Genomic DNA, 25,428 nt, shown 5'->3' with positions numbered 1-25,428 from the left:
CAGTTTATCAAGGTGTATTCCATTTTATCTGAAGGGGTCCGCAGCATCACGTAGTCCGTCACCGAAGAAATTAAAGGCCAGAATGACGAGAACGACAGGGATCGTCGGGATGAGAAGCCAGGGATATAGCGCAATGACGCTGACGCTGCGCGCCTCCGTGAGCAGAATTCCCCAACTTGTGATCGGAGGGCGCAGGCCGAGGCCCAGGAAGCTGAGCGCTGTTTCGCCAAGGATCATGCCCGGTATCGTCAGGGTGGCCGAGGCGATAAGATGGGACATGAAGCCCGGAATAAGATGTCGGCCAATGATACGCGGTGTGCCCGCTCCCATCAATTGCGCAGCCAAAACATAGTCTTCCTCGCGCAACGCCAGTAGCTTTGAACGCACGGCGCGCGCTAGCCCGGTCCAGTCCAGCATGCCGAGAATGATGGTGATGCCGAGATAAACGAGGATCGGACTCCAGGTTACCGGCATGATGGCCGCGAGCGCCAGCCATAGCGGAATGCTGGGAATGGATTGCAGGACCTCGATGATGCGCTGGACAATCAGGTCAAACGTGCCGCCGCGATATCCCGCCAGGCCACCGATCACAATGCCGAGAACGAAGCTCATGGCGACGCCGAGGAGGCCGATGGTCAGTGAAATGCGCGCGCCGTAGATGATGCGGGACAGCACGTCACGCCCGAGGCGGTCGGTGCCGAGAAGGAACAGTTCACCGCCTTCTGCCGGGCAAACGAGATGGGTTCTGCCCTCGAACATGCCCCAGAAACGATAGGTGTCACCCTTGCAGAAGAAACGCAGCGGCTGGATATCGGTCGGCACGTCCCGGTAGACACGCCTCAGATTTTCCATGTCGAGCGTCATTTCACGGCCATACACGAAGGGGCCGACAAATTTCCCGTCATTGAAGAGGTGGATGGCCTGGGGCGGGGCGTATATGTGTTCGATATTGCGGGTGTGGAGATTATAGGGGGCGAGGAACTCGCAGATCAGAATCGAAAGGTAAAGCACCACCAGAAAGGCGCCGGACCACACCGCGATCTTGTGCTGGCGGAACTGCCACCACATGAGCTTCAACTGCGAGGCTTTGCTGAAGGCCGCCATGCCAGACGTGTTGGGTTCGATCAGCGACGGGTCGAAGGGCGCGGTCGAGACATAGTGCGGCAGGGCTTCGCCGGGATTCGGAATGGATGAAGTCATTTGACGTTACCACCTCCGAAGCGGATTCTTGGATCGAGTATGGCAAGGGCGATATCCGACACCAGAACGCCGATCACCGTCAGGAACGCAAGGAACATCAGGAACGAACCCGCCAGATACATGTCCTGGCTTTGCAACGCCCGGATGAGCATGGGGCCGGTGGTCTCGAGCGACAGGACGACGGCAGTAATTTCCGCGCCCGATATGATGGCAGGCAGGATCGAGCCGATATCCGAGATGAAAAAATTCAGGGCCATGCGCAGCGGATATTTGGTCAATACCCTGAAAGGGTGCAGGCCCTTGGCGCGGGCGGTGACCACATATTGCTTCTGTAATTCATCCAGAAGATTGGCGCGCAGGCGGCGGATCATGCCGGCCGTGCCCGCCGTTCCGATGATGAGAACGGGAATCCAGATATGCTCAAGGATCGACTTGAACTTCGCCCAGCTCATCGCCTGGTTCAGATATTCCCGGTCCATCAGATGGCCTATGGAGATGCCGAACCATATGTTGGCGAAGTACATCAGAATCAATGCCAGCATGAAGTTGGGGATGGCGATGCCGAGCAGGCCGAGGAAGGTGAGCCCGTAATCGCCCCAGCTGTATTTATGCGTGGCGGAATAGATGCCGATCGGAAAAGCCAGCAGCCAGGTGACAATGATGGTGACGAAGGAAACCAGAACCGTCAGCCACAGGCGATCTCCCACCACGTCGCTCACGGGTAGCTGATATTCGAAGGAATAACCGAAATCGCCGACAAGCATGCCGGTCGCCCAGCGGAAATAGCGGATCGGGGCGGGCTGATCGAAGCCGTAGCGGACGCGCAGTTCCTCGATTTCGGCAAGATTTGCCGTTTCGCCCATGGCGCGCAGCTCAGCGACATAGCTTTCGAAATAATCGCCCGGGGGCAGTTCGATGATGGTGAAAACCAGCATCGAGATCAGGATGAGCGTCGGGATCATGACGAGGACGCGCTTCAGAATATACCGCAGCATATCAGGCGTCTCCGTCATACCAGAAGCTATCCGGCATGTAGACGCCGAGATAGGAAGTGGGTTCATAACCGAAAAGCGCCTTTTCCGGCACGTTCCGCATGCGCTTGACATGGACGACGGGCTGCAGCGCGCCGTTGACGATGCCGATGGAAAATACCTGCTGCGTATAGACGCCAAGCATTTCCAGCCAGATTGCCTGACGTTCTTCCTCGGTGACGCTGCGACGCCATTTTTTCAGAAGATCAAGCAAATGGGCCGCTTCCGGCAGATCGGGCTCTCTGCCTTCGCGGCCGCCGGATAGATAGTGAATCCCCCAGACCGGCCATTGCAACTGGTCGTCACCGGTGGGGGCAAGGCCGGAAGGCAGCATGTCGGCCGTTGGCACGCCATTGTCCATACCCATCCACACCGACATCAGCACTTCTCCGCCCATGGCGCGCTTGCGGAAAACATCGCGCTGGGTGGGGCGGACAGAAACGGCAATGCCGATATGTCGCCAGTGATCCGTCACCAGCTCCATCACGTCTGTTTCGAGCGTGCTTTCGCCTGTCGTCTCGACAATGATATAGGCGGGTCGACCATCAGGCAGGAGCCGAAGGCCGGCATTGTCGCGCTTGTCGAGACCCGCTTCATCGAGCAGCCTGTTGGCCGCTGCGCGGTCGAAAGCGCTCCAGGCGTCCGCAAATTCCTGCCGGTAAAGCGGGCTTTCCGGCAGTACGGTATCTGCGCTTTCCTTCGCGAGCCCGTAAAAACAGACCATGTTGATTTCGTGCCGGTTTATCGCGAGCGAGAGCGCGCGGCGCACACGCACATCCTGGAAAGCGCTGCGCCAGACCGGGTCGGCGCAATTGAGATTTGGCAGCAGCGCGATGCGCGAGCCCTGGGAGCGCTTGTAGAGATTAACTTTCAGGGGAAAGCGCTTTTCGGCATCCTTCAGGAAAGTGTAATCAGCGAAATCGAGGCCGAAATATTGCAGGTCGCTATCGCCCGACGCCGTCTTGGCCGAGATGATATCCGACGAGGTGACGTTGAGCAGGAAGCGGTCGAGATAGGGCAGTTGCAGGCCGTTTTCATCGACGCGGTGATAATAGGGGTTGCGTTCGAACACGAACTGTTCGGCCGGCGGCGCGGTTGTGTTACGCCACGCATCGAGCGTTGGCAGATCCGGATTTTCGGGGCGCACCTGCCGCGACATCTTGATATGCAGCCCGCTCCAGTCGTCTGTCTTGTTTTTCTTGATCAGCTTGGCGAGCTTTTCCGCCGTCTGATATTTGATGTGGAACTGTTTCATATAGGCGGCAGGCAAGAACAGCCGCGCCGGCGAGGCGGCCGCCAGTTTTGCCAGAAAATCCGGATTGGGGCCGTCCCAGGTGTATCGCACGGTCAGTCGGTCAACGACCTCGATCTGGGGCGGTTTGCCATTGACCAGAAGCTCGATCGGCGGACCGCCCTTGTGGATTTCCTTATTGAGGGCGACATCTTCCCAGAAATAGCGGAAATCCTCTGACGTGAAATCACTGCCATCGGACCACTTATGGCCTTCGCGCAGCCTGAAGGTGAAGATGCGTTCTTCCTGTACGTCGTGGCTTTCGAGAATATCCGGATGAAGTTCGAATTTTTCGTCGTAACCGACAAGGCGGGCATAGCTGCTGATCGGCATCAGGCGAATGTCGCGCTGGCCGCCAATGAGCATACGTACCGATCCACCATGTTGCCCTGGCTCTCGGCCAAGTGCCTTCATGTCGATGACGCGCGGGTTTTTCGGCAGGCGCTCGGCGATGTCGGGCAATTCGCCCTTTTCGCGTTTTTCCTTGAAGTAGGTGGGGTCGGTATAGGAGGCCCGCGCATAAGCCGGCACAAAGACGGAGGCCAAGAGGGCAAGAGCGGTGCGACGCGTGATCAAGGGCGAAGCTCCCGCATGTCGGCATTGCCGTTCGCAAGTACGAAATGGCCTTCCCCAAGATCGGCCGATACCATCTCGCCATCCCCCTCGTCGCGGAACTGTTTGCCCCAGTCGAATTTGCCCGTCGCGCTGATCTTGCCGATGGTGCGGAAATCGAGCGGACGGTCGAGATCGGGGAAAGGCACGGCGGCCAGCAGGGATTTCGTATAGGGATGCACCGGAGCGCGCATCAGGATTTCCCGTGGCGCCAGCTCCACGATGCGGCCCTCGCACATGACCGCCACGCGATCGGCCATATAATCCACCACCGCAAGATTATGCGAGATGAAGAGGTAGGTAAGCCCGAGATCCTGCTGCAAATCTTTCAGCAGATTGAGAATTTGCGCCTGCACGGAAACATCGAGAGCGGAGACGGGTTCGTCGCAGATCAGCAGTTCCGGGCCAAGTGCGAGGGCTCTTGCAATGCCGATACGTTGTCTTTGCCCGCCCGAAAAACTGTGCGGATAACGGTTCAGCGCGCTTTCCCCAAGCCCGATGGCCCTGACGAGGTTGCGCACTTTTTCGGAGCGATATTTCGCATCACCCCGACCGTGGATTTCCAGCGGCTCGCTCAGGATGTTTCCCACGGTCATGCGCGGCGATAGCGACGATATCGGGTCCTGAAAGACCATCTGTATCTTCGACCGGAGCTCTTTCAGGTCATCGTCCCGGGCGTTGAGGACATCGATATCGCCCTGCGGACGGTGGAAGGTGACGGAACCCTGATCCGGACGAACGGCGCGCATGAGGATTTTGCTGACGGTTGTCTTGCCGCTGCCGCTTTCGCCGACCAGTCCCAGACATTCTCCACGACGGATCTCAAAGCTGACGCTGTTTACCGCTTTGGTTGCGCTGGCGTCACCTTTGCGGAACCAGCTCGATTTGCGCGTCGTGAATGTCTTGCTGATATTGTCCACGGTCAAAAGCGGACCAGGGGTTTTGTTGACCGTCGCGGTTTTCTTGCCCACCAGGCTTTCATGGTCGACGTTGATTTCGCGTAGCGCCTTCAGCCTCTCGCCCGGCTTCATGTCGAAATGCGGAACGGCTGCCATCAAACCCTTGAGATAGGGATGGGCTGGCGATTTGAAGATATCATCGACCGTGCCGGCTTCCATGATCTCGCCCTGATAGATCACGGCAACCTCATCTGCAATGTTCGCCACCACGCCGAGGTCATGGGTGATTAGCAGCATGCTCATATTCAGCCTGCTCTGCAGGTCACGCAGCAGCTTGAGGATTTGCGCCTGAATGGTCACATCAAGCGCCGTCGTGGGTTCGTCGGCGATCAGAAGCGCGGGACGACAGATCAGCGCCATGGCGATCATGGCGCGCTGGCGCATGCCGCCTGAAAGCTCGAAAGGATACATGTTCACGACCTTCTTCGGGTTCGAAAACCCGACGAGATCGAGTGTCTCATACATTTTTTCCGCACGTTCCGCCGGCGAAAGGATGCTGTGGATTCTGAGCGCCTCGTCAATCTGGTTGCCGATGGTGTGCAGCGGCGAAAAAGAGGTCATGGGCTCCTGAAAGATCAGCCCGATGCGGTTGCCACGGATGGCGCGGATTTCGCGGCCGTCTTTGGGCAATTGCAAAAGATCGACGGGACCGCCCGCAGTGTTTTCCGGATCGGTGAACAGCACGCGGCCATTCACACGAGCGGTCTTGGGATGGATGCCCATGATCGTCTGGCCAATGACGGATTTTCCGGAGCCGGATTCACCGACCAATGCGGTTACTTTTCCCGGAAGAATGCGGAGGCTCGCCCCCCTGACTGCATCGATCGTTCCACCCATGAGAGAAAACGAGACCTGCAGATTTTCGATACGGAGCAAATCTGCGCCTGCGCTCATGCCAAAGGGTTCCTTGCCGCCTCTTTATCGTTGCCTTGTGACAATTGCTCGGGAGGGCTTAAAGCAACGTTATCGCAGGGTTTGTTGTCTGTCTATCCTTCTGAAACATCGAATTCTTTAGCAAATTTGAAGCCGGCTTCCGAAATGCTGCGACTTGCCCCACCGCGCTTGTTTCGTAATATGCTGACGGGAGCTTTCGAACGAGGATCCATGTCCGACAAGAAATATTACGACGCCAAGCTGAACGATGCGCGTCAGTTGCAGAATAACGGCCAATATGCTGAGGCGAACGCGCTTCTCTTATCGCTGGTTGCAGCAAAGGACGGGCATCTGATGGGAGAGCAGACGGTGCTCGGCCTGCCGCGCCGGCTGCATGCCGCACGGCTGCGTCTTGCCAAGGCCGAAGGCGATATGGTCGCAAGGATCGGTTATCAGTATACGCTGGTGCCACCCCCGCAGGTGCTGGAAAAATATGCGCGATTTTCCGTGGAAGAAAGCCGCACAATAAACCTCAAAAGCCGGGAGGATGTGCCGAGGCTCATTCATCAGATATGGATTGGCGAGAAATCGCCGCCCATGTCGGTCGAAGCCTGGGCTGCCCATGCGCTGAAGCACGGCTACGATTATCGCCTTTGGCGGGAAGGCGATCTTGAGCGGGAAGGGGTTTTTGCGAATAGCGTCTTTAACAGGATGCTGAGCGAGGGCGACTATCCGGGTGCTGTTGACGTCGCCCGCTACATCCTGCTCGAGCGGTTCGGCGGCATCTATCTCGACTGCGACTGGTATCCGGCGCGCGACGACGTGAGTTTCGATTCATTCCTTCCCCTTGCGGGTCTCACGGCGTTTGATGAAAAAACGCCGCGGAATACCGGACAGGGAAGTATGCTTCTCGCTAATTCCTTCATTGCCGCTCCAGCTGCGCATCCGGTCTTTCGCAAAATGCTGGCCGCCTTTCCCGACATTCTCGAAGAAATGCCGCGCGCGCCGGCGTGGTGGTCCACCGGGCCGTTGATTTTCACCGTCATTGCCCGGCAGGGAAGCATCAGCCTTGCACCGGCAGCGTTTGTCGCGGCATCCGTTCCGGACCGAACGCCGTTTGATACAGTTGAGGCGATCAGGCGGGATTTGGCCAAGGATGCCGGCGGGCTGCTGATCGCCTGGAAATCATGGTGAGATTGCTTCGACGAGGTCTTTAGAGGAGCACCAGCGTGCTGCGCGGTGCCGTGCGGTCACCTCGAAAAGCCGCCGGAGGAAATGCCAGACGGTGTCATCGTGCACGAGATGATGGGTAAGGATGCCGATTGTGCCGCCTTCCTCGGCAGCGCGCAGGATGCGGGCCGCCGTCTCGGCAAACAGGACATCGTGGTCACGGCCGCCGCGGCTGCCATGCCAATCGATCACATCCACATGCGTATTCAGACATGGCGGCGCTGTGTCCTTCTCCGGACCGAAAACGGAGAGGGCCCGATATCCAAGCCCTGTCAGTTCCCTCACTATATGGGCGTCGATGCGGTTCCACGGGGGCACCAGCATCGGCACGACACGCGGTCCATGCAGATCGTAGAGTTTTTCCAGCCCGGACTGCAGCTCGTCGAGAACGAGGGGAAGTTCCCGGTGGAGGCCAAGCTCCTGTTTCTTTTGTCCATCGCCGGCATAATTGGTATGCGACCAGCCGTGAACCGCCACCTGGGCAATGTCCGAGGCATCCAGATGCTGCGCGAGCCTGCGGGTCGTCGTTTCGGGAATGACCGCGAGGGTGACCGGAACCGAGAAACTTTCGCAAAGATCAAGCAGGGTATCGAGTGCCCCCGTCGGGTCCACTGCATCGTCGTCCCTGAGCCACAGATCGGCCGAAATGCCGCGACGTCCGCATTCGTCCAGTGCTGCGACGAGTTTTTCGAGACTCATGATCTTCGTGCCTTTGCTTGCATCAAAATATCGTTCAGCTTCGTTGCGGCATTTTCCAGAGACCGTTCATGCATGACGAACCGGCGGGCTGCTTTTGCCAGTTCCTGTCGCCGCCTGTCGTCGTAAAGCAGGGCCTTGATCGCATCGGCATAAGCGGCACTATCATTTTCAGGTGTCAGTAATCCGGTGGCGCCAGATTTTACGACTTCGGGAACGCCCGCCACTTTTTCGGCGATGACGGGCAGGCCGGCTGCCTGTGCTTCCAGATAGGCAAGGCCGTAGGCCTCGCCGTGACCCGGCCAGACATAAATGGCAGCTTTCGAGAGAAGCGCTGCGATCTCGTCTGCGGCTTTTTGCCCGTGCCAGACGAGGCGATTTTCAGGGAAGCCGCTGAACATGGCTTGCACCGCCTCACGTTCCGGACCGTCGCCAACGATCTCAAGTGTCCAGTCTAGGTCTTGTGGTAGCAGGGCGAGAGCGTTCGACAGGGCGCGATAGCTCTCGAGTTTGTCGCCCGCCCTCATCATGGCGACGGTGATGAGCCGTGTCCGTTTCGGCTGGGGAACAACCTTGAGGAAGGGCGCGGGGTCGATGAAAGGCGGAAGCATCGCCCATTGAAGCCCAGGAGAGGCCTGTACGAGCCCTTCGCGATCCCGTTCGGTGAAGCAGATATTGACTGCGGCTTCGTTCAACGACGACAACAACCCGTCCTGCACTGCCTGCCAGCCCATGGCGTTGCGCTTTGGCGAATAGGATGCTTCGGCGGTGACGTAGGATATATTGAAACGGCTGGTGAGTTCCGGTCCGAGCAGGTCTGGAGCCTTGTAGTACGGGTGATAACAAAACCACAGGTCCGGTGCGCCGTGCAACCGCCAGCGCTCCGCAATAGTCTCTACTTCACGTTCGGCCCGGTCGGCGAGGGACGACCGCTCGGGATCATCCGGCTGTCTCAGGAAGCTTCGCAGCTCGGACGCGACAAAAACCTCATGGCTACCCATTGCCATCGCCTGCATCAACAGGCGGGCCATCAACCGGTCGCCGGAAGGAACGGGGTGGTTGGGTGCTTTGAGCGGCGAATAAAACGCGATCTTCATACGGATGGTTGTGCGTTGGTCGTGCCTCTGGCGTCAACCGGAATTTGAAGACGCGGAGCCTTGACAGCCTCGCCATTCTTGCCCAACTGAAAGACATCTTTTGCACATGCGCGGAGCGTGACACGCTTTGACTTCTCCAGACATTTCCCAAGCCCTGCTTTCCAGCATTGAGAACAAGAGCGCCAAAGCGGGCGTGATCGGCCTCGGCTATGTGGGCCTGCCGCTTGCCATGACAATCGCCAGAGCTGGTTTCAAGGTTGTCGGTTTCGACATCGACCCCGGTAAAATTACTGCGATAGATGCGGGTCAGAGCTATATCGAGGCGGTTTCGGATGCCGTGCTCGCAGGAGCCAAGCAAAATGACGGCTTTGTTGCCACATGCGACTTCTCCAGATTGGCCGAGTGTGACGTGATCGCCATCTGCGTACCGACGCCGTTGACGAAGTATCGCGAGCCAGACCTTTCGTATGTCGAGAAGACCTGTCACGACATTGCCGTGCATCTGCGCACGGGGCAGCTTGTGGTGCTGGAATCCACCACCTATCCCGGCACTACCGATGGGATTGTGAAAACCATTCTGGAGAGCACCGGTCTCGTCTCAGGTATCGATTTCTTCATCGGCTTTTCCCCCGAGCGGGAAGATCCCGGCAACCGGGACTTTGAGACGTCGACCATTCCGAAGGTCGTTGCGGGTGACGGCGAGGCCGCTGGGCAGCTGATGGCGGCTTTTTACGGATCGGTGGTCAAGAAAATCGTTCCGGTCTCGACCAATGCGACGGCGGAGGCCGTGAAGATCACCGAAAATGTCTTCCGCGCCGTCAATATTGCGCTCGTCAACGAACTTAAGGTCGTCTACGAGGCCATGGGTATCGATATATGGGAAGTCATCGATGCGGCAAAAACCAAGCCGTTCGGTTTCATGCCATTTTATCCCGGCCCCGGTCTTGGCGGTCACTGCATACCGATCGACCCTTTCTATCTCACCTGGAAATCTCGCGAATATGAATTGCCAACGCGGTTCATCGAGCTTGCAGGTGAAATCAACACCGGCATGCCGCGCCACGTTGTGGGGCGGGTTGCGGAAGCGCTCGACATCCATTCCGGCAAGGCGCTCAGCCGCTCGAAGGTGCTGGTCGTCGGTCTCGCCTACAAGAAAAATGTGCCCGATATTCGTGAAAGCCCTTCATTGAAGCTCATCGAGCTTGTTCAGGAGCGCGGTGGCGAAGCGGCCTATTTTGATCCGCATGTGGCCGAAATCCCGAAGACACGGGAATACAGCCACCTGATGGGCATGAAGTCCGTCTCCTGGGACAGGCAGTCCATCAGCGCTTTCGATGCTGTTCTGGTTGCGACCGACCATGACAATGTGGACTATGCCGACCTTGCCGAATGGGCTCCGCTGATCATCGACACGCGAAACGCCTTCGCGCGCCGGGGCATTTCCGCAAGACACATCATCAAGGCCTGATAACGGACGGATCATGAGCAGACTGGACAGTTTCATTCGCCGGTTGACCGCGCAGCGTGACATTCTCAATCATGTCGCCGCCAATCTTGATATGCCGGATGAGGGTGCGCTCATGGAAATCGGCCTTGGAAACGGGCGAACTTTCAATCATCTGCGGGAACTGTTTCCGGGGCGCAGGATCGTTGCGTTTGACAGGGCCATGGGCGCCCATGCCTCGTCCGTTCCGGCAGACGAAGACTTGGTGATCGGCGAGATATCGCAGACCGCTCCCGCATTCGTCGGTGCGGAAGCGGCAATGGTGCATGCCGATATCGGCACGGGCTATCCGGAAAAAGATGCGATCACATTGACATGGTTGCCCGATCTCGCCGCCGGCATGCTGGCGAAAGGCGGCGTCGCTGTCAGCGGTCTGCCTCTCGATCATCCCCTGCTGAAACCGTTGCCGGTTCCGGAGAGCGTGCCGACGGACCGTTATTTTCTCTATCGCAAGATCTAAAAGATCGGTCCGGCCGCAAACTTCCGGGTCCTGTCACAAATAGCGTTCGCTCTCTTCCTCCGAGAGTAGAAACACCTTCATTTGCGAGTTTCGACCGCGAATGGCGACCTGTTCGCTTCTGAGATCGGCAATATCCTGTCCCGCCTGTATGATGGCCGGTTCGGAGACCACGATTGCGGCGCCAAATTCCTTGGCTTTGGATTCAAGCCTGCTTGCCACGTTGACGGTATCGCCAATGGCCGTCAGCGTTTTGGCAGCCCCGTATCCCATGACCCCGACGATGCTCGGACCTGCGTGAATGCCAACCACCACCTCAAGACGCACGGCGAATTGTTTCTCCAGCCCTTCGTTCAGGATCGCAATATCCCGCAATATGATTGCTGCCGCCTTCATGGCATTGCGACAGGCGTGCTGGCTGTCGTCGCCTAGTCCAAAAAGCGCCATGGCGCCGTCACCGATAAATTTGTCGAGATGGCCCCCCGCCTGTTCGACGGCCTGGCCGACGATGGTGAAATAGCGGTTCAGGAGAAAGACGACATCGTAGGGCAGCTTCGCTTCCGACAAAGTCGTGAAATTGCGCAGATCGCAGAAGAGAATGGCGATCTCCTCTTCCCGGCCCGGCCGGGCCGGCTGGGCGTCCGCCGGCAGGTCACTGTGCTGGGGCGGTGAAACCAGAAGGGCAACGCCGAGATCATGGGTGGGACGCAGCTGGCAGCCGAGCCGCACATCCGAATCGGCATGGATGCGTCTTAATGTGGTTTGCTCGATGTCTCCGGGCGGAGGGAGCTGCCCCTTGCTTTCCATGACTCTCACCCGGCAGGTCGAACATCGTCCTTTACCGCCGCATACGGAATAATGCGGGATGCCTGCCAGACGGCTGGCTTCCAGAATGCTGAGTCCCGCCGGCACGCGCGCCTGCGCACCATGTTCGTAGCGGATTTCGATGGCCGTCAACCGCTGTCGCCAGCTTCTTACACCGCGCATCGCGAAGACCAGCATCACCGCGCCGGCAAAAATCGCCTCTGTCGTCCCGGTGATAAAGCGGATTCGTGTTTCCATCTCCCGCTGCAGCGGAAGTTCGTCTCTCTGAACGATTGTGTCGCCCAGTCCCGGAGGGAGCGCATATTTGCGGTCGACTTCCTCGAGCCAACGGCCGGCATCGCTGAAGCCCAGCAGCGCCAGAAGCGGCAGCATTACAGCTATGGTCATGAAGATGCCGGCGATTTTCGGGTACCAGTCGCGATAACGCAGCCAGAAATAGAGGCCGATACATCCGTGTATCCAGATGACGATCAGGGCGAGACTTTGCCACGCGCCTCCCATAGGATTGTTGATCCAGAGCCGGCGGACGACGGTATAATAACCAATGTCGATGCCGTAGAGCATGTGCGACACGCGGATATTCACTGCATGGCTCAGAATGAGGAACGGGATCGACAGGCCGAAGATGACCTGAAGCGCTTCACGAAGCGGCATGCGCAACGTTCGACGCTGATAAAGCGAGCGCAGGACCAGGCTGACATGCACCAGGACCGAGCCGTAGAAAAGCAGGCTGCTAACAGGGTTGAGCCAGATGAGGCTGAACCATTTTCGTGCCCGTTCGGCGGTGTCGATGGAAATGAGCGCAAGGGAATGATTGAAAAGATGCGAAAAGACAAAGGCAAATATAATCAGGCCGGATAAAATCCGGGCGCGTCTCAAACTGGTTTCCGAAAAGAAACGGATCATGCAAATCCCATCGTAAGGTCGTTCGGCCCAGAATCATCAGTCGGTCGATCGTCGCGTCTTTAGTGCATGACATCTCGTGGCAATATCGTGGAGCAAACGAGCGGCGATGGTCAATTATGCGTGTTTAAGTACTCGAAGCCACCAATGACTGGTGAGGCCTCTTCAGATTTCCGGTCAAATAGTCACGCGAAGTCAAAAACACCATGACGGCGGCTATCAGATTTCGATGACCTGACCGTCCATGGCTGCGAATGCGCCGCTGAACACGGCTTTCGCCTGTTTTTCGATCATGTCCAGCTCTTCGTCGCTGCGGCTTGGGGCATGATGGATGAAACCGACATTTTTCGCATCGGCCAACTGGGCGAGGCGGATCGCCTGCTGCCAGGACGAATGGCCATAGCCGCGATAAAGGCCCATCTCGTCATCGGTAAACATGGCGTCATAGAGGAAAAGATCGGTATCCCGGATGAGATCAAGCACAGTTTCGTCGATGCCGCCGGGCTCGTGTTCGGTATCGGTGATGATGGCGAGGGACTTTCCCTCCCAGTCCAGCCGGTATCCGACGGCGTTGCCAGGATGGTTCAGCATGCCGGTTCGGATCGAGAGGCCCGGATGGACGTCTAGGGTATCACCGGGCATGAAATCCCGCGTGTCGATTTTTGCGCAGCAAATTTCCAGCGGCACAGGAAACCAGGGCGGGCTCATGAAGTCCTTGAGCATTTCCCGTGTCGTCATGGCGCCCGCGAGATGACCCGACCAAATCGAGACGTCATTGCAGCTATTATAGAATGGCTTGAAATAGGGAAAACCGACAATGTGGTCGTAGTGGCAATGGGAGAAGAAAAGATCGACGTCGGTAACCCCCTCCGCCCGAAGCGCCATACCTGCGGGATGAAGTCCCGACCCCGCATCGAACAAAAGGACATGGTCGCCGCATCGAACCTCGATGCAGATGGTATTCCCACCGTATTTTCGGAAGTTTTCACCTGAAACAGGAAGCGTTCCCCGCGCCCCCCAGATCTTCACCCGAAAATTTCTGTTACTTTCCCGACCCGCAGTGTCGGAATTGAACGCCATGACACACCCCAATGACAACGGAATCTTGCACGCTTTCCTCCCATGAAGCCCGTTGTCTCTATAGATCTTATTTCCCGCCCTTTTCGGGCGGATGCCTTTACCCCTTATTCAGTCAGCATTTCATTTATATTGCAATAGTACGACATTTATTTTTCCAATATCGACCGCCGGGGGAGCATAGAATTGCCGCTTATGTTCTGGCGTTTGTCCTGGCTTTGCTGAGTTCAGCCGTCGTCTGGGTGAGACGTTCGGCCAGAACGCGCATGACCTTGATAGTGATATCGGGGAAATCGGACATCAGCTTGAAGAATTGTTCCTTGCCGATCCGAAGAGCTTCCACATTGGTGGAGGCGCGGACGGTGGCGGTTCTGACGCTGTCGCAGAGAATTGCGATTTCCCCGACGATGGCGTTGCCCGTCATTTCCGCCACTTTCAAAGTGCCAGAGGGAGAATCGACAAGAACATCCACCTTTCCGGTCAGCAGCACATAGGCCGCGTCGCCGACGTCACCCTGCCGGAACAGCACGTCGCCGGCGTGATAGGAAACGCGGTCCGATGCGAATGCGAGCAGTTTCAACTTGGAGGGTTCCATTTCGGAAAAAAACGGCACCCTTTTCAGCATCTGAATTTCGTCTTTGAACAGCATTGCCTTACCCTGTTATTGTTCCACCTCGGTCACATTCTTGGAATTATGTCGCGACCATCTCCTTGAATGTACCGTTTTCCTCGACCAGAGTCTCGTAACTTCCGTCAGCGGTGATCAGCCCCTGATGAACAACGATGACCCTCTCGAACATGCGCGAGAGGTGCGCATTCGACAGAACCCATATGATCGAGGGGTTATTGTTGTTCTGTTTCAGGAGTGTGATGACCCGTTCAACAATTTCTTCCTGCTGTCTCGGGTCGAGGCCCGGAAGCGGGCGGTTGAAGACGTAAATGTCGGATTTCCGGATCAGCGCCCTTGCCAGATTAAGCTTCTGGCGCTGTAGCGGGCCTAGCCGCTTGCCGCCTGCACCCAGATTGAAATCCAGACCCACCGCCAGCACCCGTTCGTAAACGCCCTGCTTGCGCATGACGTCAGCAACGATGCGGGTGATGCGCCTTGAAGCATCGGTGTAGCGGTGGCTTACCTTGCCAAAGAGGATATTATCCAGAAGACTGGTGGCGCTCATGTATTTGGTCGGATCGTAGATTTCGATCACGTTTTTCAGACTGTCGGGCAGCTTCTCATGGAACATGTGCCGGACCTCGACGATGCGGTTCATGATTTCCGGCGTCAGCAGGCCGAAACGCTGGCGGGGCTCGATATAGAAGAAGCTCAGCCGCAGCATCGCGCGTTTTTCGCTTTCATTGGCCTCGTCGAAATTCCGGCCCTGAAGGCGTTGCAGCATCTGCTGATAGACCGGAATATCGTCAGGCGTCATGAAGGTGAGCTGCTGGAAGAAGGGGTGATCCCCCGGCAGATCGGCGAAGATTTCCACGATGTTCTCGGCGATCGTGTAGCCCATTTCGAACAGGGTTTTGACCAGGCCGGTCTCGCGCATCAAAGAGCGGAAATAGTCGCTTTCGATGACCGTCCTGATTGACTGGGACGAGTCCCGCATGGTGCCGAAAAGCAGGTTTTCGCCGACCGTTGCCTCGCTATTGTAGCTCTCCAGCTCGAAAGGCGCGATCAGGCCGCTCAGATTTTCCTTTTCCAGCTCGGCGCGCAGGACATGTCGCAATTCAACGATCCGGGCGGCGAGATGCAGGTCTGTCAACGGGTCGATCGACGATCGCAGGGCGAATTCCAGAATATCCTGCGACAGTTCCACACTGTCGAGAACAGCTAGAATGGCCTGTATGAGATTTTCCGGTTTGCCGTCGCCTGCCGGACTCGAAGCATAATCGATCCATTCGCTGTTGATGTCGATCAGCGGATTGCCGGCCATCTTCGCTTCACGGATTTCCCATTTGCGATGGTCCAGCGCCGCGCCCTCATAGTTTTTCTCTGCAAGCGGCGCGTGTTTGAGACCGTATAGCAGGTTGTCCTTCAGGCTGGCATGGAAGAAATAGCTGTCCGAAGACACGTAGGAGATGCGCCGTCCCGTCAGCGATTCCGGCAATTCCAGAATGTCGACGTCGTTGATGCTGATCTTGCCTGAGCTCGGCCAGAGCGTGCGGCCTATCGCATCCGCCAGTGCCTCGCCTCCCGCACCACCGACGATGGCGATAACCTCACCCGGCTCGATCTTGAGGGATGCCTGTTCCAGAAGCCGGCTGCCGCTATCGTCTTCGAGCGTCAGATTGGCGACGACGAGCGGTGCGCTGATGGCTGCGACGGCACCGGGAGAAAGTTTCTGCACCTTCTCGTCGATCATGTTCGGCGCATCGAACTGTTCGAAGACCTGCTCGTACTTTACCTGCACATCCTGCCGGGCCTGATCCCAGTCGATCAGCTCCTTCAGCGGCCCTGGCAGTTCCTTATAGGCGTTGATGACGGCGACCAGCTGCCCCACATCGAGGCTGCCCTTCAGGGTCAGATATCCGCCCAGCGCATAAAAGAAGAAGGGGGTCAGCTGGGCAAGGAAGTTGTTGATGAATTTGACCAGAAACTTCCACTGGTAGAGATCGTAGCGAATCTTGAAGATGTCGCCGAGGCGATGCGAAGCATCCGCACGCTCGTAATTGGACGTGTCATAGGCATGAATCGTGCCGATGCCGTCGACCATTTCACCGATACGTCCGGCGAGCTGGCGTGCACTCAGCTGCCGCTGACGGCCGAGTTCGATGAGGCGGCGGCGCATCTTGGGAATGATGCCGACCTGAATTGCTGCCATGAAGGCCGCGATCAGGCCGAGCCAGAAGTTCTGCACGAGAATGAAGAAGAGGGCGGAGAGCGCCTGGCCGCCGAGAAGGGCCGGCTGCACGAAGGCGTCGCCGGTAAAACCGCCAAGCGGCTCTACCTCGTCCTTCACCATGCTGGAGATTTCAGCGCCCTTCACCCGTTTGAAATGGCTGGGCGGAAACCTCAGGATCTTGTCGATAAGTTCGAAGCGAATACGCCGCAGAAGCCGTTCGCCAAGCCGGCCCTTGTAGGTATTGATGTAATATTTGAAGAGCCCATTGATGATAACAAGCGCAAGGAACGTCAGGCTGAGCGCCATCAGCATCGACATGCGGTTGAGCTCAAGCCCGGGGAACAGGGTCACGGTGCCCCAATAGGGGATATCGACCGTGAGATGCATGAAGAGCTGGGTTGCATTCGCTCCTTCGAAGCCGTCTCCCTGAATGGGGCCGTTGACGATCTGCTTGGGCAGGTCGAAGGCGAGGAAATAAGGGATCATGGACAGGGCGACGATCAGCAGGATGAAAAGCTGCTGCCGCTTGGTATGCGACCAGATGTAACGCGTAAGGCTTTGTTCCATATAAAACTTCTATGACCTGTCGGGGCGGGCCCGGCGTGTTGGTTTGCGCGGTGTCTAGATGATCCGGCGGCCGGGTGGCGCAACCTCCTCCTGCAAATAGGTATGTGACTCGCTATTTATCAGCATATTCAAGCGGTTTCGAGAAAAATAGCGGCTCAAACGCGACCTGTCGCCACGCGAAGCCATTCTGTCTGCATCGCATGCGTTTTCGTCGATCCAGACGACATGGTATTTTTAGGATTCTCTAATGTTATTGTTTTTATTGTAGAACAGGCATTAAGACACTTCGGTATAGTGATCCCGTAATGGTTGAGCCCGACGCTGGCGCAATGGTGGCAAGGTCTATGGCAATAGATATTTCAGAGCATACAAGCAGTAATTCTTCCCTCGATGCATTATTGCTTTCCGGCATCGCGGCGGACGGCACGATCGCCCGTCCGGTTTCCTTTGAAGGGCTTGCGGGTATTTTTCATCCGGCACGCCAGGACTTGCGGCAGGAACACGCCGTTCTTTTTGTCAGCCCGTGGGGCATGGAGGAGCTTTGCAGCCGCAAGTTCCAAAGGGTTCTGGCCGAACGGCTTGCGGCTTGCGGCGTCGCCAGCCTGCGGTTTGACTATCTTGGCACCGGAGATGCACTTGATCCGGAAGATGCGGGCCGCGTGGCGGACTGGCTTTCCGATACGCGGGCGGCGCTGAACTATCTCAGGCGCCTCTCCGGATGCTCGGGCGTGGTCGTCATCGCCCAGGGCCTCGGTTGCCCGATCGCTGCGGAGGCGCTTGCCGGAGCCGCCAGTTCCATGGCGTTTCTGGCACCCGTCGTCTCAGGACGTGCCTATCTGCGCGAACTGGCGATGTGGTCTTCGATGATCGACGATGGACTTGGCCTGCGTGCCAGCCAACGCATGCCACAGGCTGGTGCAATCGCCGGCATGGCGATGCCAGCCGGTGTGGCCGATACCGTCAAGAAGATCAATCTTTCGAATCTCGATGCCGCTCCGGCTCGCCGCATTCTCGTTCTGTCGAGGCCGGGCCGCGTCACGGACGGTGATTTCGCCACACACCTCACCGCAATCGGCGGTGAGGTGGAGGAGGCCGAATTTTCGGGCTATGACGATCTCGTTTCCAGTCCCACGCTGTCGAAAATATCGGAAAATGTGGTGAGCCGGCTGGTGGGCTGGGTCTCTTCGCAGACACAGGCCTCAGGCTCCGCGGCCTGCCCGGCTGATTTCGTCATCAACGCGGCGCAGCGCGGTCAGGGTTTTTTCGAACAGCCGGTGCAGTTTGGTGAGGGCGGGCGACTTTTTGGCGTTTCCTGCACACCGGACGACCGGCGTGCGGTCTCCTCGGTTTTGCTGCTCGGGGCGGCCTATGACCGGCACGCGGGCTGGGGCAGGCTTTCGGTGCAGATCGCCCGGGCGCTTGCCCGGGAGGGTGTCGCTTCCCTCCGTTTCGATGCGGCCAACATTGCCGATAGTCCGCCGGTCAAAGGCGTGCCGGATCAGGTTCTTTACGATGCCGCGCAGAATGACGATGTGTCCGCCGCGCTCGATTTCCTAGAACGGGGCAGCAATGGTCCGTTCATCGCGGCGGGCCGATGTAGCGGCGCATACCTCGCCTTCAACGGCGCGCTTGTCGATGACAGGATTGAAGCGGTGGTTGCCGTGAACCCGGTTGTCTTCCACTGGCGGAAAGGCCGTTCGGTCGATGAGGCGTTGCACAAGCGGCCCCGTTCCTTTGGGGAATACAGTCAGCGCTTTCGTCAGGGCGCCACGTTCAAGCGTCTCATCAGCGGCGATGTGGATGTTGTCAGTGCCGGATTGAATATCGTCAAGGCGACGATGAAGAAGCTTTCGACAAAAACCGCGAGGCTGTTCCGCCGTGGCAGCGAGGAAGGACGGGCCGTATACCGCGCTTTCGATCTGCTGAAAGCAAAAGGGACTGCCGTCAATCTGCTTTACAGCGACAATGATGATGGTCTGGAGCATTTCCGCTATTATTTCGACGCCGACGGGCAGGGGCTGTCCGCCTATCGAAATGTGTCGCTGACCATCATCCCCGATGCCGACCACAACCTCTCCACGCCTGAGGCGAAGAGAACCTATATGGAGACCGTGACGCGCGTGGCCCTAAAAGGAAAATCGCCGCCTGGACCCCAATGACACCGCGTCACCGGAAGGAGGCGTCTGAGATCCTGCGGTCTCCGGCACAAGGCCGATCTTTCTGCTCTCGCCGGGAGCAAGGTGGAACCAGTTTTCCGAAGCGCGGTAACCTTCTGCGGCAACATGGACAGACTGCGCCAGACGGTCAGTGCCGATCTCAAGCGACCAGATATCGTTGTTTTGGCTGATGGCGACCTGGAGGTTTGCCGCCTGCAGCGCCTTTTTCCGGCCGAGCGGAAAATGGAATGCATCAGCAATGACTTGTCCGGTCGCAACGTCGCGAAGCCGGGCCACCGTGACATCATGGGACGGCGGGCCGAAACGGTAAGTGTAGGTCGTATCGAAAAACGCCCCGAACAGATCAGTCGCGGCAATCGTCTGGCTCTGTCGCGATGACAGCGTGATCGACCGCTTGGCATGAACGACGGGCTGGGCGCCGTCGCGCAGGCAGGTGAGTTCGAGCATGCCCTCGAAGGTGTCGCCGGTCTCGTTGATCAGCTGAATGTCCAACCCGTTCATGCCCTCGTCGAGCAGATTGACTTGGACGGGGCGAAACGCCCTTTTCAGCGCATGCCAGACGGATTTCGGCCTGCCGGTGGCATCGATGATACCCCAGCCTGCACCGGGAAGGAGGTCCTGCAGGGTCCAGACAAGAGCGCCCTGGCAGGATGAACCGCTGCGCCGCCATTCGGCGAAAGTCGCCTCCATGACTTCGGCCGTCGCGGCCCGGGACATGTCGAGATAAAGACCGCCGTCTTCTCGCCGCAGAACGTCCGGTTCGACATCGTAAAGCAGCTTCAGATAGTGATCGCGAACATCCTCGAAATCCCAGGAGGCGCCGCGATCGCGCGGTGCACGCGCTTTCCACCGTGGATCGTGCACGGCCACGCCGGGTAGATACCTGTCAAGCGTTTCCTGTTCGGGAACATTGGCGAAGGCCAGGCACTCGGCGGCAAAGCGCAGACCGGCGCGACGCGCATCTTCCAGCGGACGGCAATAGGCGCCGACGCCGTAATAATGGCCGACCCCGGTGTTCGGAAAAAAGGGCAATGCGCCGCCGGAGGGGGAATTGGCGACATAGGCCGCGTCCGGCCGCTTGTCGGCAAGAAGTTCTGGCAGAACCTCTTCGGTCAGCGTTCCCTTCCATATCTGTTCCGGAAGGCCGAGCATCGCGCCCTGCTGGTACATTTCACTGCCACCGCAAAAGATGGCGAGCGATGGAGAAAGCGCGGTGGCTTCAAGGAACTGCGAGATTTCCGTGACGATGTGCTGGCGCAGACTCTCGTCCCTTGCCGGATAATCGAAATTGGCGAGCATGGCGTCCTGCCAGACCATGATGCCGAGTTCGTCGCAAAGTGCGAAGAATTCCGGGGTTTCATAGGTCATGGTGCCGCCGATGCGGATCATGTTCATGCCTGCTTCCGCTGCTTTTCGAAGCCATGGCTCGTAGTCCGGCCTCGTTCCCGGCAGGCGCACGATGTCGGCCGTCGTCCAGACCGCGCCACGGCAGAACACCGGTTGACCGTTCACCCTGAGGCCGAAACCTTTACCGTCTTCGCCGTGATCGATCTCGACCTGCCGGAAGCCCGTGCGTGCAAGGCGATATTGTGTGCCGTCCAGCTCAAGAACGACGTCATGCAGAGTTGGCCTGCCATGCGTGTGTGGCCACCATTGTTCCACATCAGTTATGCGCAGTTCGCCGGAAAGTGTGCCGCCCTCGTCGAGAGAAAGATCGGCGCTGTAACCGGCGCAGCCAAGCTTTGCCGACTTTATCGGGCGGCTACCTTGCAGCGCGATGCTGACCGTTCCCGTTCCGGCCCCGTCCAGCGAAGATTGCAGCGTGCAGAGAATTCCGTTCTGCCGTATCAGGCTGATGGGTCGCCATGGGCCGGCGGCGTGTATTTCCGGGCACCATCCAGGCATATAACCCAGTGCAGTGGTGCGGATCAGCCGCAGCCCCTGCGTATTCATCATTTGCGGCCGCCAGCGAGCGCGGGGACCGGTTTTTTCAAGTCGGGGTGCCAGCGCTCTGAAGCAGATCGCGAGTTCATCCGCCCCCGTCAGTTCCACAGGCACTTCCAGTCTTTCAAACATGCTTTGGCTTGCCGCGATCAGCTCACCGTTGAAGAAGATCTCCGCGATGGTGGAAAGACCGTCGAAGCGCAGGGTGGCACGCTCCCGGACATCGGAAATCATCGTCAGCCTGTACCAGGCGTCCCTGTCATTGAGGGGCGTCGGAGCGAGGCGGTCGAACTTTTCAGCGGCTTCCAAAGCCTGCGCCACGGTTCCGGGAACGGAGACATGGAGGCTTTCGAGCGAGGCGGGAATATCGGAGGGCGTTTCATAGGCATCGGCGGGCGTCAGCGCCAGCGTCCAGCCTTCGCTCAGCAATTCCTCGCTTTCACCCGGAAGATAGGTCCTCACGCGGCCTCGCTGGCATCAGACAGTTTTTTGCCAAGGCTTTGCATCAGACCATCCCACGCGTCCGCGGCCGGATTGAGCACGGTGGCCAGCGCATCGAATTTGCGGCGGGTGACGGCGCGGGCAAGCTGGAACTGCACGGTCTTGGCAACTTCGGAGATTTTTAGCGCGTGGTTCTTCGCCTCAGAAAAACTATCCGCGTCCAGCCATTCGAGGTGGCTTGCCGCCAGTTCGAAATTGGCGCCGAGCTGGCGCAGCGTGTTGAAGGCATATTTGTGGAAAAAGCCAAAAGGCCTGTCGGCGACCTTTTCCACCTGCGCCGGAAACACGGCTGAAAAAGCCCTAACCGGATTGGCGGATGGCCGTCTTGAAAAATGAAATCTCAGCAGCCGCTCGGCCGTTTTGCGAATATGTGCCGGCGACGGATTGCTGTCTGCGAATTTCGCAAATTCGGTGTAGGGCAGGAAGGGCGGATCGGTCTCGGCGAGGTGATGCTGGAACAATCCGTCGAAATCTTCGCCTGACAGATGGAAAAAGCCGGCATTGTGGAAATAGTCGAGTTCCCGGTTTGCCAAGTCTAGCCGGTTGATGGCGACGGTGGTTTTGCCGTGCTCCTTTTTATAGCCCACCCCATGGGTATCGGGCATATAGAAACTGTCCATCTCGATCAGGCAGATGCGGCCGCGTTCCAGCTGCGCCTCAATGTGGTTTTCCACCCTGTCGAAGATCGCCAGTTCGGTGACGCGAACGCCGTAAAGCGCTTCGAGATCCTCCAGCGGCACCTTGAAGAAGGTGAACTGGTCACCCTCGAAATCCTGCGTCAGGGTGAAACCGAACATGGCTTCCGGGGATAAGCCTTTCGAGGCCAGTACCTCGATCCACAGGTCTATGTAGCAATTGGTTTCCGGCCACATCCGCTCGGAAGAATGGAGCGGATGCTGCACATAGTTTTTGGGATCGAGACCGGGGAAAATCTGCCGCATGGATAATCAGCCCCAGAGTGTTTCCACGACTTTCGCAGGCCATTTCTTGACGTCGAGGCCATGATGCGCAAACAGCGCTAGCGCGATGCGTTCAAGGCCGAAACCGACGCAGGCGGTGTGCGCGACATCGCCATTATCGAGGTTCAGACCCCATTTCTGGCCGAAGGCGTCCTGATGGTAGTTAAAGCTCATGCAGGCTGTCGGGCTGGTCGTTGACGTGACCGGGATCAACAGTTCGAATTTCAGGTTCTGGTCGCGCTGGTTGTTGGCGAGCATCTTGCCCGCGCGGCCGAAGAAAGGATCGTTGGCGATATCGATGGTGACATCGAGCCCGACCGCTTTCATCATCTCAACGCCGCGATCCATCCAGGTCTGGCGGAATTCGGTGACGTTGGCCTCGGTGCCCATGCAGACATATTCGCGCATGCGGAAAAGCTGCTGGCGTGCCGGATCCTTGGAGGGCTCGTGGCGGAAGCAATAGGACTGAATGTCATAGAGGCCGCCGCCGGCAGGCAGTGCGCCGCGCTTGGCGATCGTCGGATAAAGCGGGTAGCAGGCCGCCGGCGTCAGCACGATGTCGGTCGCTTTCTGGTCCTTGGTCCAGTCGCCGCCCTCATCCATGGTCTTCAGCAGGCTGACATGGTCGAGTTCGCAGCCGCAGAAAGAATGGACCGTGCCGGCGAGCTGCGGGAAGCTCTTCATGTAACCGCTTTTTTCGAAATAGGCGCGGTTGATGCCGGGCGGGAAACGGATCGCTTCGGCGCCGTCAGCGCCGCCCGTGCGGTCGATCAGCCGCTCGAAGGCGGCAATCACGTCCTCGAACTGGCCGCTGCGTCCATAAAGACCGTCCACACCGGTTTCAATCAGCAGGCCTTCTTCGAACAGTCGATCGAGGAACGATGTTTGCATGTCCATGGTCTTATCCCAAAAGGCTCGTATCCTGCCTGTGAACCAGCAGGAGATTGGCGGAATTGCCGAGAATACGGTCGTTGGAAATCATCAGGCGGGCGGAATGCGCGTCGCGCAAGTGCCGGCCGAGGCTGTAGGGCGTGCCGTTCTTGTAGCCCATGATGCCGCAGACCAGCATGGCGTGGTCGATGATCTCGAGAATGGTTTCCGAAGAGCAGATTTTTACATTGTTCATGGCCACCGCAAACGCCATCGACATTAGTTTTTCGGCGTCGCTCTTGGTCTCTTCGTAAGCCTTGATACCGGCTATGATGTTGGATTTCACCACCTGCAGCTTGGTGGAAACCTCGGCTAGACGGATCGCGCCGGGAGGAGCCGTTCCGGGGGACTTGCGGGCCGCGGCTCTGACAAAAGACTGGGCGCGCAGCACCGCATCCGAGGCGATGCCATACCAAACGGCACTCCATAGGAGATGCGAGCTTGCAAGCATGGATTGTGCAGCGATTTCCGCGAAAGGCTTTGGGAAAATCTGCGCCGCCGGCGCTTGCCCGCGAAACAGGAAGCCGTCCGAACAGGTGCCACGCATGCCGAGCGTATCCCAAACATGGGTCTTCTCAAGCGTATACTGGTTTTTCAGGAAGACGGTCATCACCTGATCGGCGGGCGCGGCATCCTTGTGGGCGCGTGACGTAATCAGGATCGCATCGGCGTTGCTGCCATAAGAAATGACCGTGGCGTCCTTCTCCAGCCGGCAGCTACCACCTTCGACTTCGATTGCGCAGATGGAGTTACGCAGATTGCCGCCGATGCCGCCTTCGGTGGTGGCGGAACCGAGCAGAAGCTGTTCGCCGGCGACGCGGCGCATGAAGTCCGCGTGCCATGCGCTCGCCTCTCCATGTTCCACAAGACTCGACAGTTTGATGTGGTGCATGGCGAAAATCATCGCCGTTGCCGAACAGCCCTGCCCAAGCCGAGCGCAGATATCGGCGATTTCCTGAAGGGAGGCGCCTTCGCCGCCCAGCAGTGAGGGGACCTGTATGCCGAGCAGACGTTCCTGCCTCAATGCATCAACGGCTTCCTGCGGAAAGCGGCCGGTGACATCCACCTCGTCCGCATATTTGGCGGCAATTGCCGCGACACGGCCCGCGCGCGCGGACAGCGTTTCATCCTGCGGCGCGACGGTGACGTTCATCAGGCTGCCTCTTTACCATCGAGAATGAGTTTAACAGTGTCTTCAATGGCCTTGATGCTGGCGAAAGACTTGCGGTTCAGCAGATTGTCCGGGAATTCGATATCGAATGCTTCTTCGATGCCGAGCATCAATTGCACCGATGCAAAGGAAGAAAGGCCCGCCGCGTAAAGATCGGCTTCATCTGCAATCGTATCGACGGGGGTTGGAAGCTGGCCGAATTTTGCCAGTATTTCACGTATAGTCGCATTCATTCCGACGTATCTCCCATGAATTTCACATCAGGATGGTTTGTGCTTATGGTTACGTTGCAAACGATAATATTCGCCTAAACCGTTAGGTTAATTACAACTAACGGCAGCATGCGCCATTCCCGCACCTTTGCCAAGCATGGATCGCCGGTCTTGACAAAAGCCTAAGGGTGTTTTTTGCTGGGGCCATTCACCAGGGGTGTCCCGTCAAGGGGCTGAGATTCTGCTTTCATGCGCAGTGACCCGTTGAACCTGATCCAGTTCATACTGGCGTAGGGACGGTGCAAAGACCTGATGTCGGGCGGCGCATGGCGCCGCGTTTCGGCACACAGGTATTTTCCATCATTCCGG

19 protein-coding genes and 1 riboswitch are annotated in these 25,428 nt (G+C 58.0%); of the genes, 4 read left to right on the top strand and 15 right to left on the bottom strand.

Annotated features, from left to right (window positions below):
- Positions 1–24: 24 nt before the first annotated feature.
- The 4 genes from DOU54_RS08340 to DOU54_RS08325 are packed head-to-tail and all read right to left on the bottom strand — an operon-like array spanning position 25 to position 5,987.
- Positions 25–1,200 carry an ABC transporter permease gene (locus DOU54_RS08340; RefSeq protein ID WP_072495120.1) on the bottom strand — a complete coding sequence of 392 codons (1,176 nt, stop codon included), beginning with the start codon at positions 1,198–1,200 and terminating at the stop codon, positions 25–27.
- On the bottom strand, positions 1,197–2,195 hold the full coding sequence (locus tag DOU54_RS08335) for an ABC transporter permease (protein WP_004443698.1): 999 nt from the start codon (positions 2,193–2,195) through the stop codon (positions 1,197–1,199). The genes DOU54_RS08340 and DOU54_RS08335 overlap by 4 nt, the downstream gene beginning before the upstream one ends.
- 1 nt (position 2,196) lies before the next feature.
- Complete coding sequence (locus DOU54_RS08330; RefSeq protein ID WP_113382065.1) at positions 2,197–4,098, bottom strand: ABC transporter substrate-binding protein; 1,902 nt, start codon at positions 4,096–4,098, stop codon at positions 2,197–2,199.
- Complete coding sequence (locus DOU54_RS08325) at positions 4,095–5,987, bottom strand: ABC transporter ATP-binding protein (protein ID WP_004443693.1); 1,893 nt, start codon at positions 5,985–5,987, stop codon at positions 4,095–4,097. Before DOU54_RS08325 ends, DOU54_RS08330 begins: the two co-directional genes overlap by 4 nt.
- Positions 5,988–6,197: 210 nt before the next feature.
- Here DOU54_RS08325 and DOU54_RS08320 point away from each other — a divergent pair, with 210 nt between their 5' ends.
- Entirely contained in the window at positions 6,198–7,160 is a 963-nt protein-coding gene (locus DOU54_RS08320) for a glycosyltransferase family 32 protein (protein WP_162749682.1), read from the top strand.
- Here DOU54_RS08320 and DOU54_RS08315 read toward each other — a convergent pair.
- Positions 7,152–7,895 carry a polysaccharide deacetylase family protein gene (locus DOU54_RS08315; RefSeq protein WP_022556905.1) on the bottom strand — a complete coding sequence of 248 codons (744 nt, stop codon included), beginning with the start codon at positions 7,893–7,895 and terminating at the stop codon, positions 7,152–7,154. The genes DOU54_RS08320 and DOU54_RS08315 overlap by 9 nt on opposite strands.
- Positions 7,892–8,989, bottom strand: coding sequence for a glycosyltransferase family 4 protein (locus tag DOU54_RS08310; RefSeq protein ID WP_004443685.1), 1,098 nt, complete (start codon positions 8,987–8,989; stop codon positions 7,892–7,894). Before DOU54_RS08310 ends, DOU54_RS08315 begins: the two co-directional genes overlap by 4 nt.
- Before the next feature lie 127 nt (positions 8,990–9,116).
- Here DOU54_RS08310 and DOU54_RS08305 point away from each other — a divergent pair, with 127 nt between their 5' ends.
- Positions 9,117–10,457: a nucleotide sugar dehydrogenase gene (locus DOU54_RS08305; RefSeq protein ID WP_162749683.1), complete on the top strand. Its 1,341-nt coding sequence runs from the start codon at positions 9,117–9,119 to the stop codon at positions 10,455–10,457.
- 13 nt (positions 10,458–10,470) lie between these two features.
- Entirely contained in the window at positions 10,471–10,953 is a 483-nt protein-coding gene (locus tag DOU54_RS08300; RefSeq protein WP_113382066.1) for a class I SAM-dependent methyltransferase, read from the top strand.
- 33 nt (positions 10,954–10,986) lie between these two features.
- Here the strand turns inward: DOU54_RS08300 and DOU54_RS08295 are convergent, their stop codons facing one another.
- The 4 genes from DOU54_RS08295 to DOU54_RS08280 all read right to left on the bottom strand — a co-directional run bounded on the left by DOU54_RS08295 (position 10,987) and on the right by DOU54_RS08280 (position 17,165).
- A complete protein-coding gene (locus DOU54_RS08295) occupies positions 10,987–12,681 on the bottom strand; it encodes an adenylate/guanylate cyclase domain-containing protein (RefSeq protein ID WP_113731052.1) in 1,695 nt (564 codons plus the stop codon).
- Between the two features lie 216 nt (positions 12,682–12,897).
- On the bottom strand, positions 12,898–13,758 hold the full coding sequence (locus DOU54_RS08290; protein ID WP_113382068.1) for an MBL fold metallo-hydrolase: 861 nt from the start codon (positions 13,756–13,758) through the stop codon (positions 12,898–12,900).
- Between the two features lie 190 nt (positions 13,759–13,948).
- The gene (locus DOU54_RS08285) at positions 13,949–14,404 is read right to left on the bottom strand and encodes a cyclic nucleotide-binding domain-containing protein (RefSeq protein ID WP_004443676.1); all 456 of its coding nucleotides are present in this window, start codon (positions 14,402–14,404) and stop codon (positions 13,949–13,951) included.
- Between the two features lie 43 nt (positions 14,405–14,447).
- Positions 14,448–17,165, bottom strand: coding sequence for an ABC transporter ATP-binding protein (locus tag DOU54_RS08280; RefSeq protein WP_006699101.1), 2,718 nt, complete (start codon positions 17,163–17,165; stop codon positions 14,448–14,450).
- A gap of 344 nt (positions 17,166–17,509) precedes the next feature.
- Between DOU54_RS08280 and DOU54_RS08275 the strand changes: the two genes are divergently transcribed.
- Positions 17,510–19,324: an alpha/beta hydrolase family protein gene (locus DOU54_RS08275; RefSeq protein WP_193603311.1), complete on the top strand. Its 1,815-nt coding sequence runs from the start codon at positions 17,510–17,512 to the stop codon at positions 19,322–19,324.
- Here the strand turns inward: DOU54_RS08275 and DOU54_RS08270 are convergent.
- From DOU54_RS08270 to DOU54_RS08250, 5 genes are read right to left on the bottom strand one after another with little or no spacing between them, the layout of a single operon-like run.
- Complete coding sequence (locus tag DOU54_RS08270; protein ID WP_113382070.1) at positions 19,292–21,748, bottom strand: glycoside hydrolase family 2 protein; 2,457 nt, start codon at positions 21,746–21,748, stop codon at positions 19,292–19,294. The genes DOU54_RS08275 and DOU54_RS08270 overlap by 33 nt on opposite strands.
- Entirely contained in the window at positions 21,745–22,728 is a 984-nt protein-coding gene (locus tag DOU54_RS08265; RefSeq protein WP_113382071.1) for a DUF1839 family protein, read from the bottom strand. Before DOU54_RS08265 ends, DOU54_RS08270 begins: the two co-directional genes overlap by 4 nt.
- Positions 22,729–22,734: 6 nt before the next feature.
- Entirely contained in the window at positions 22,735–23,643 is a 909-nt protein-coding gene (locus DOU54_RS08260) for an amino acid--[acyl-carrier-protein] ligase (RefSeq protein WP_004443662.1), read from the bottom strand.
- Between the two features lie 4 nt (positions 23,644–23,647).
- A complete protein-coding gene (locus DOU54_RS08255) occupies positions 23,648–24,829 on the bottom strand; it encodes an acyl-CoA dehydrogenase family protein (RefSeq protein ID WP_113382072.1) in 1,182 nt (393 codons plus the stop codon).
- Entirely contained in the window at positions 24,829–25,080 is a 252-nt protein-coding gene (locus DOU54_RS08250; RefSeq protein ID WP_003504852.1) for an acyl carrier protein, read from the bottom strand. The genes DOU54_RS08255 and DOU54_RS08250 overlap by 1 nt, the downstream gene beginning before the upstream one ends.
- A 182-nt stretch (positions 25,081–25,262) precedes the next feature.
- Positions 25,263–25,374, top strand: a riboswitch (TPP riboswitch).
- The last annotated feature ends 54 nt before the right edge of the window (positions 25,375–25,428 follow it).

Source organism: Agrobacterium sp. MS2 (assembly GCF_003261015.1).
Classification (GTDB): Bacteria; Pseudomonadota; Alphaproteobacteria; order Rhizobiales; family Rhizobiaceae; genus Agrobacterium; species Agrobacterium pusense.
This window is presented reverse-complemented; position numbering and strand designations above follow the sequence as displayed.

Excerpts from the sequence above, each read along its gene's own strand:
- DOU54_RS08340 (WP_072495120.1), bottom strand. The coding sequence starts at position 1,200 with ATGACTTCATCCATTCCGAATCCCGGCGAAGCCCTGCCGCACTATGTC.
- DOU54_RS08335 (WP_004443698.1), bottom strand. The coding sequence starts at position 2,195 with ATGCTGCGGTATATTCTGAAGCGCGTCCTCGTCATGATCCCGACGCTC.
- DOU54_RS08325 (WP_004443693.1), bottom strand. The coding sequence starts at position 5,987 with ATGAGCGCAGGCGCAGATTTGCTCCGTATCGAAAATCTGCAGGTCTCG.
- DOU54_RS08320 (WP_162749682.1), top strand. The coding sequence starts at position 6,198 with ATGTCCGACAAGAAATATTACGACGCCAAGCTGAACGATGCGCGTCAG.
- DOU54_RS08315 (WP_022556905.1), bottom strand. The coding sequence starts at position 7,895 with ATGAGTCTCGAAAAACTCGTCGCAGCACTGGACGAATGCGGACGTCGC.
- DOU54_RS08310 (WP_004443685.1), bottom strand. The coding sequence starts at position 8,989 with ATGAAGATCGCGTTTTATTCGCCGCTCAAAGCACCCAACCACCCCGTT.
- DOU54_RS08300 (WP_113382066.1), top strand. The coding sequence starts at position 10,471 with ATGAGCAGACTGGACAGTTTCATTCGCCGGTTGACCGCGCAGCGTGAC.
- DOU54_RS08295 (WP_113731052.1), bottom strand. The coding sequence starts at position 12,681 with ATGATCCGTTTCTTTTCGGAAACCAGTTTGAGACGCGCCCGGATTTTA.
- DOU54_RS08290 (WP_113382068.1), bottom strand. The coding sequence starts at position 13,758 with ATGGCGTTCAATTCCGACACTGCGGGTCGGGAAAGTAACAGAAATTTT.
- DOU54_RS08285 (WP_004443676.1), bottom strand. The coding sequence starts at position 14,404 with ATGCTGTTCAAAGACGAAATTCAGATGCTGAAAAGGGTGCCGTTTTTT.
- DOU54_RS08280 (WP_006699101.1), bottom strand. The coding sequence starts at position 17,165 with ATGGAACAAAGCCTTACGCGTTACATCTGGTCGCATACCAAGCGGCAG.
- DOU54_RS08275 (WP_193603311.1), top strand. The coding sequence starts at position 17,510 with ATGGCAATAGATATTTCAGAGCATACAAGCAGTAATTCTTCCCTCGAT.
- DOU54_RS08265 (WP_113382071.1), bottom strand. The coding sequence starts at position 22,728 with ATGCGGCAGATTTTCCCCGGTCTCGATCCCAAAAACTATGTGCAGCAT.
- DOU54_RS08260 (WP_004443662.1), bottom strand. The coding sequence starts at position 23,643 with ATGGACATGCAAACATCGTTCCTCGATCGACTGTTCGAAGAAGGCCTG.
- DOU54_RS08255 (WP_113382072.1), bottom strand. The coding sequence starts at position 24,829 with ATGAACGTCACCGTCGCGCCGCAGGATGAAACGCTGTCCGCGCGCGCG.
- DOU54_RS08250 (WP_003504852.1), bottom strand. The coding sequence starts at position 25,080 with ATGAATGCGACTATACGTGAAATACTGGCAAAATTCGGCCAGCTTCCA.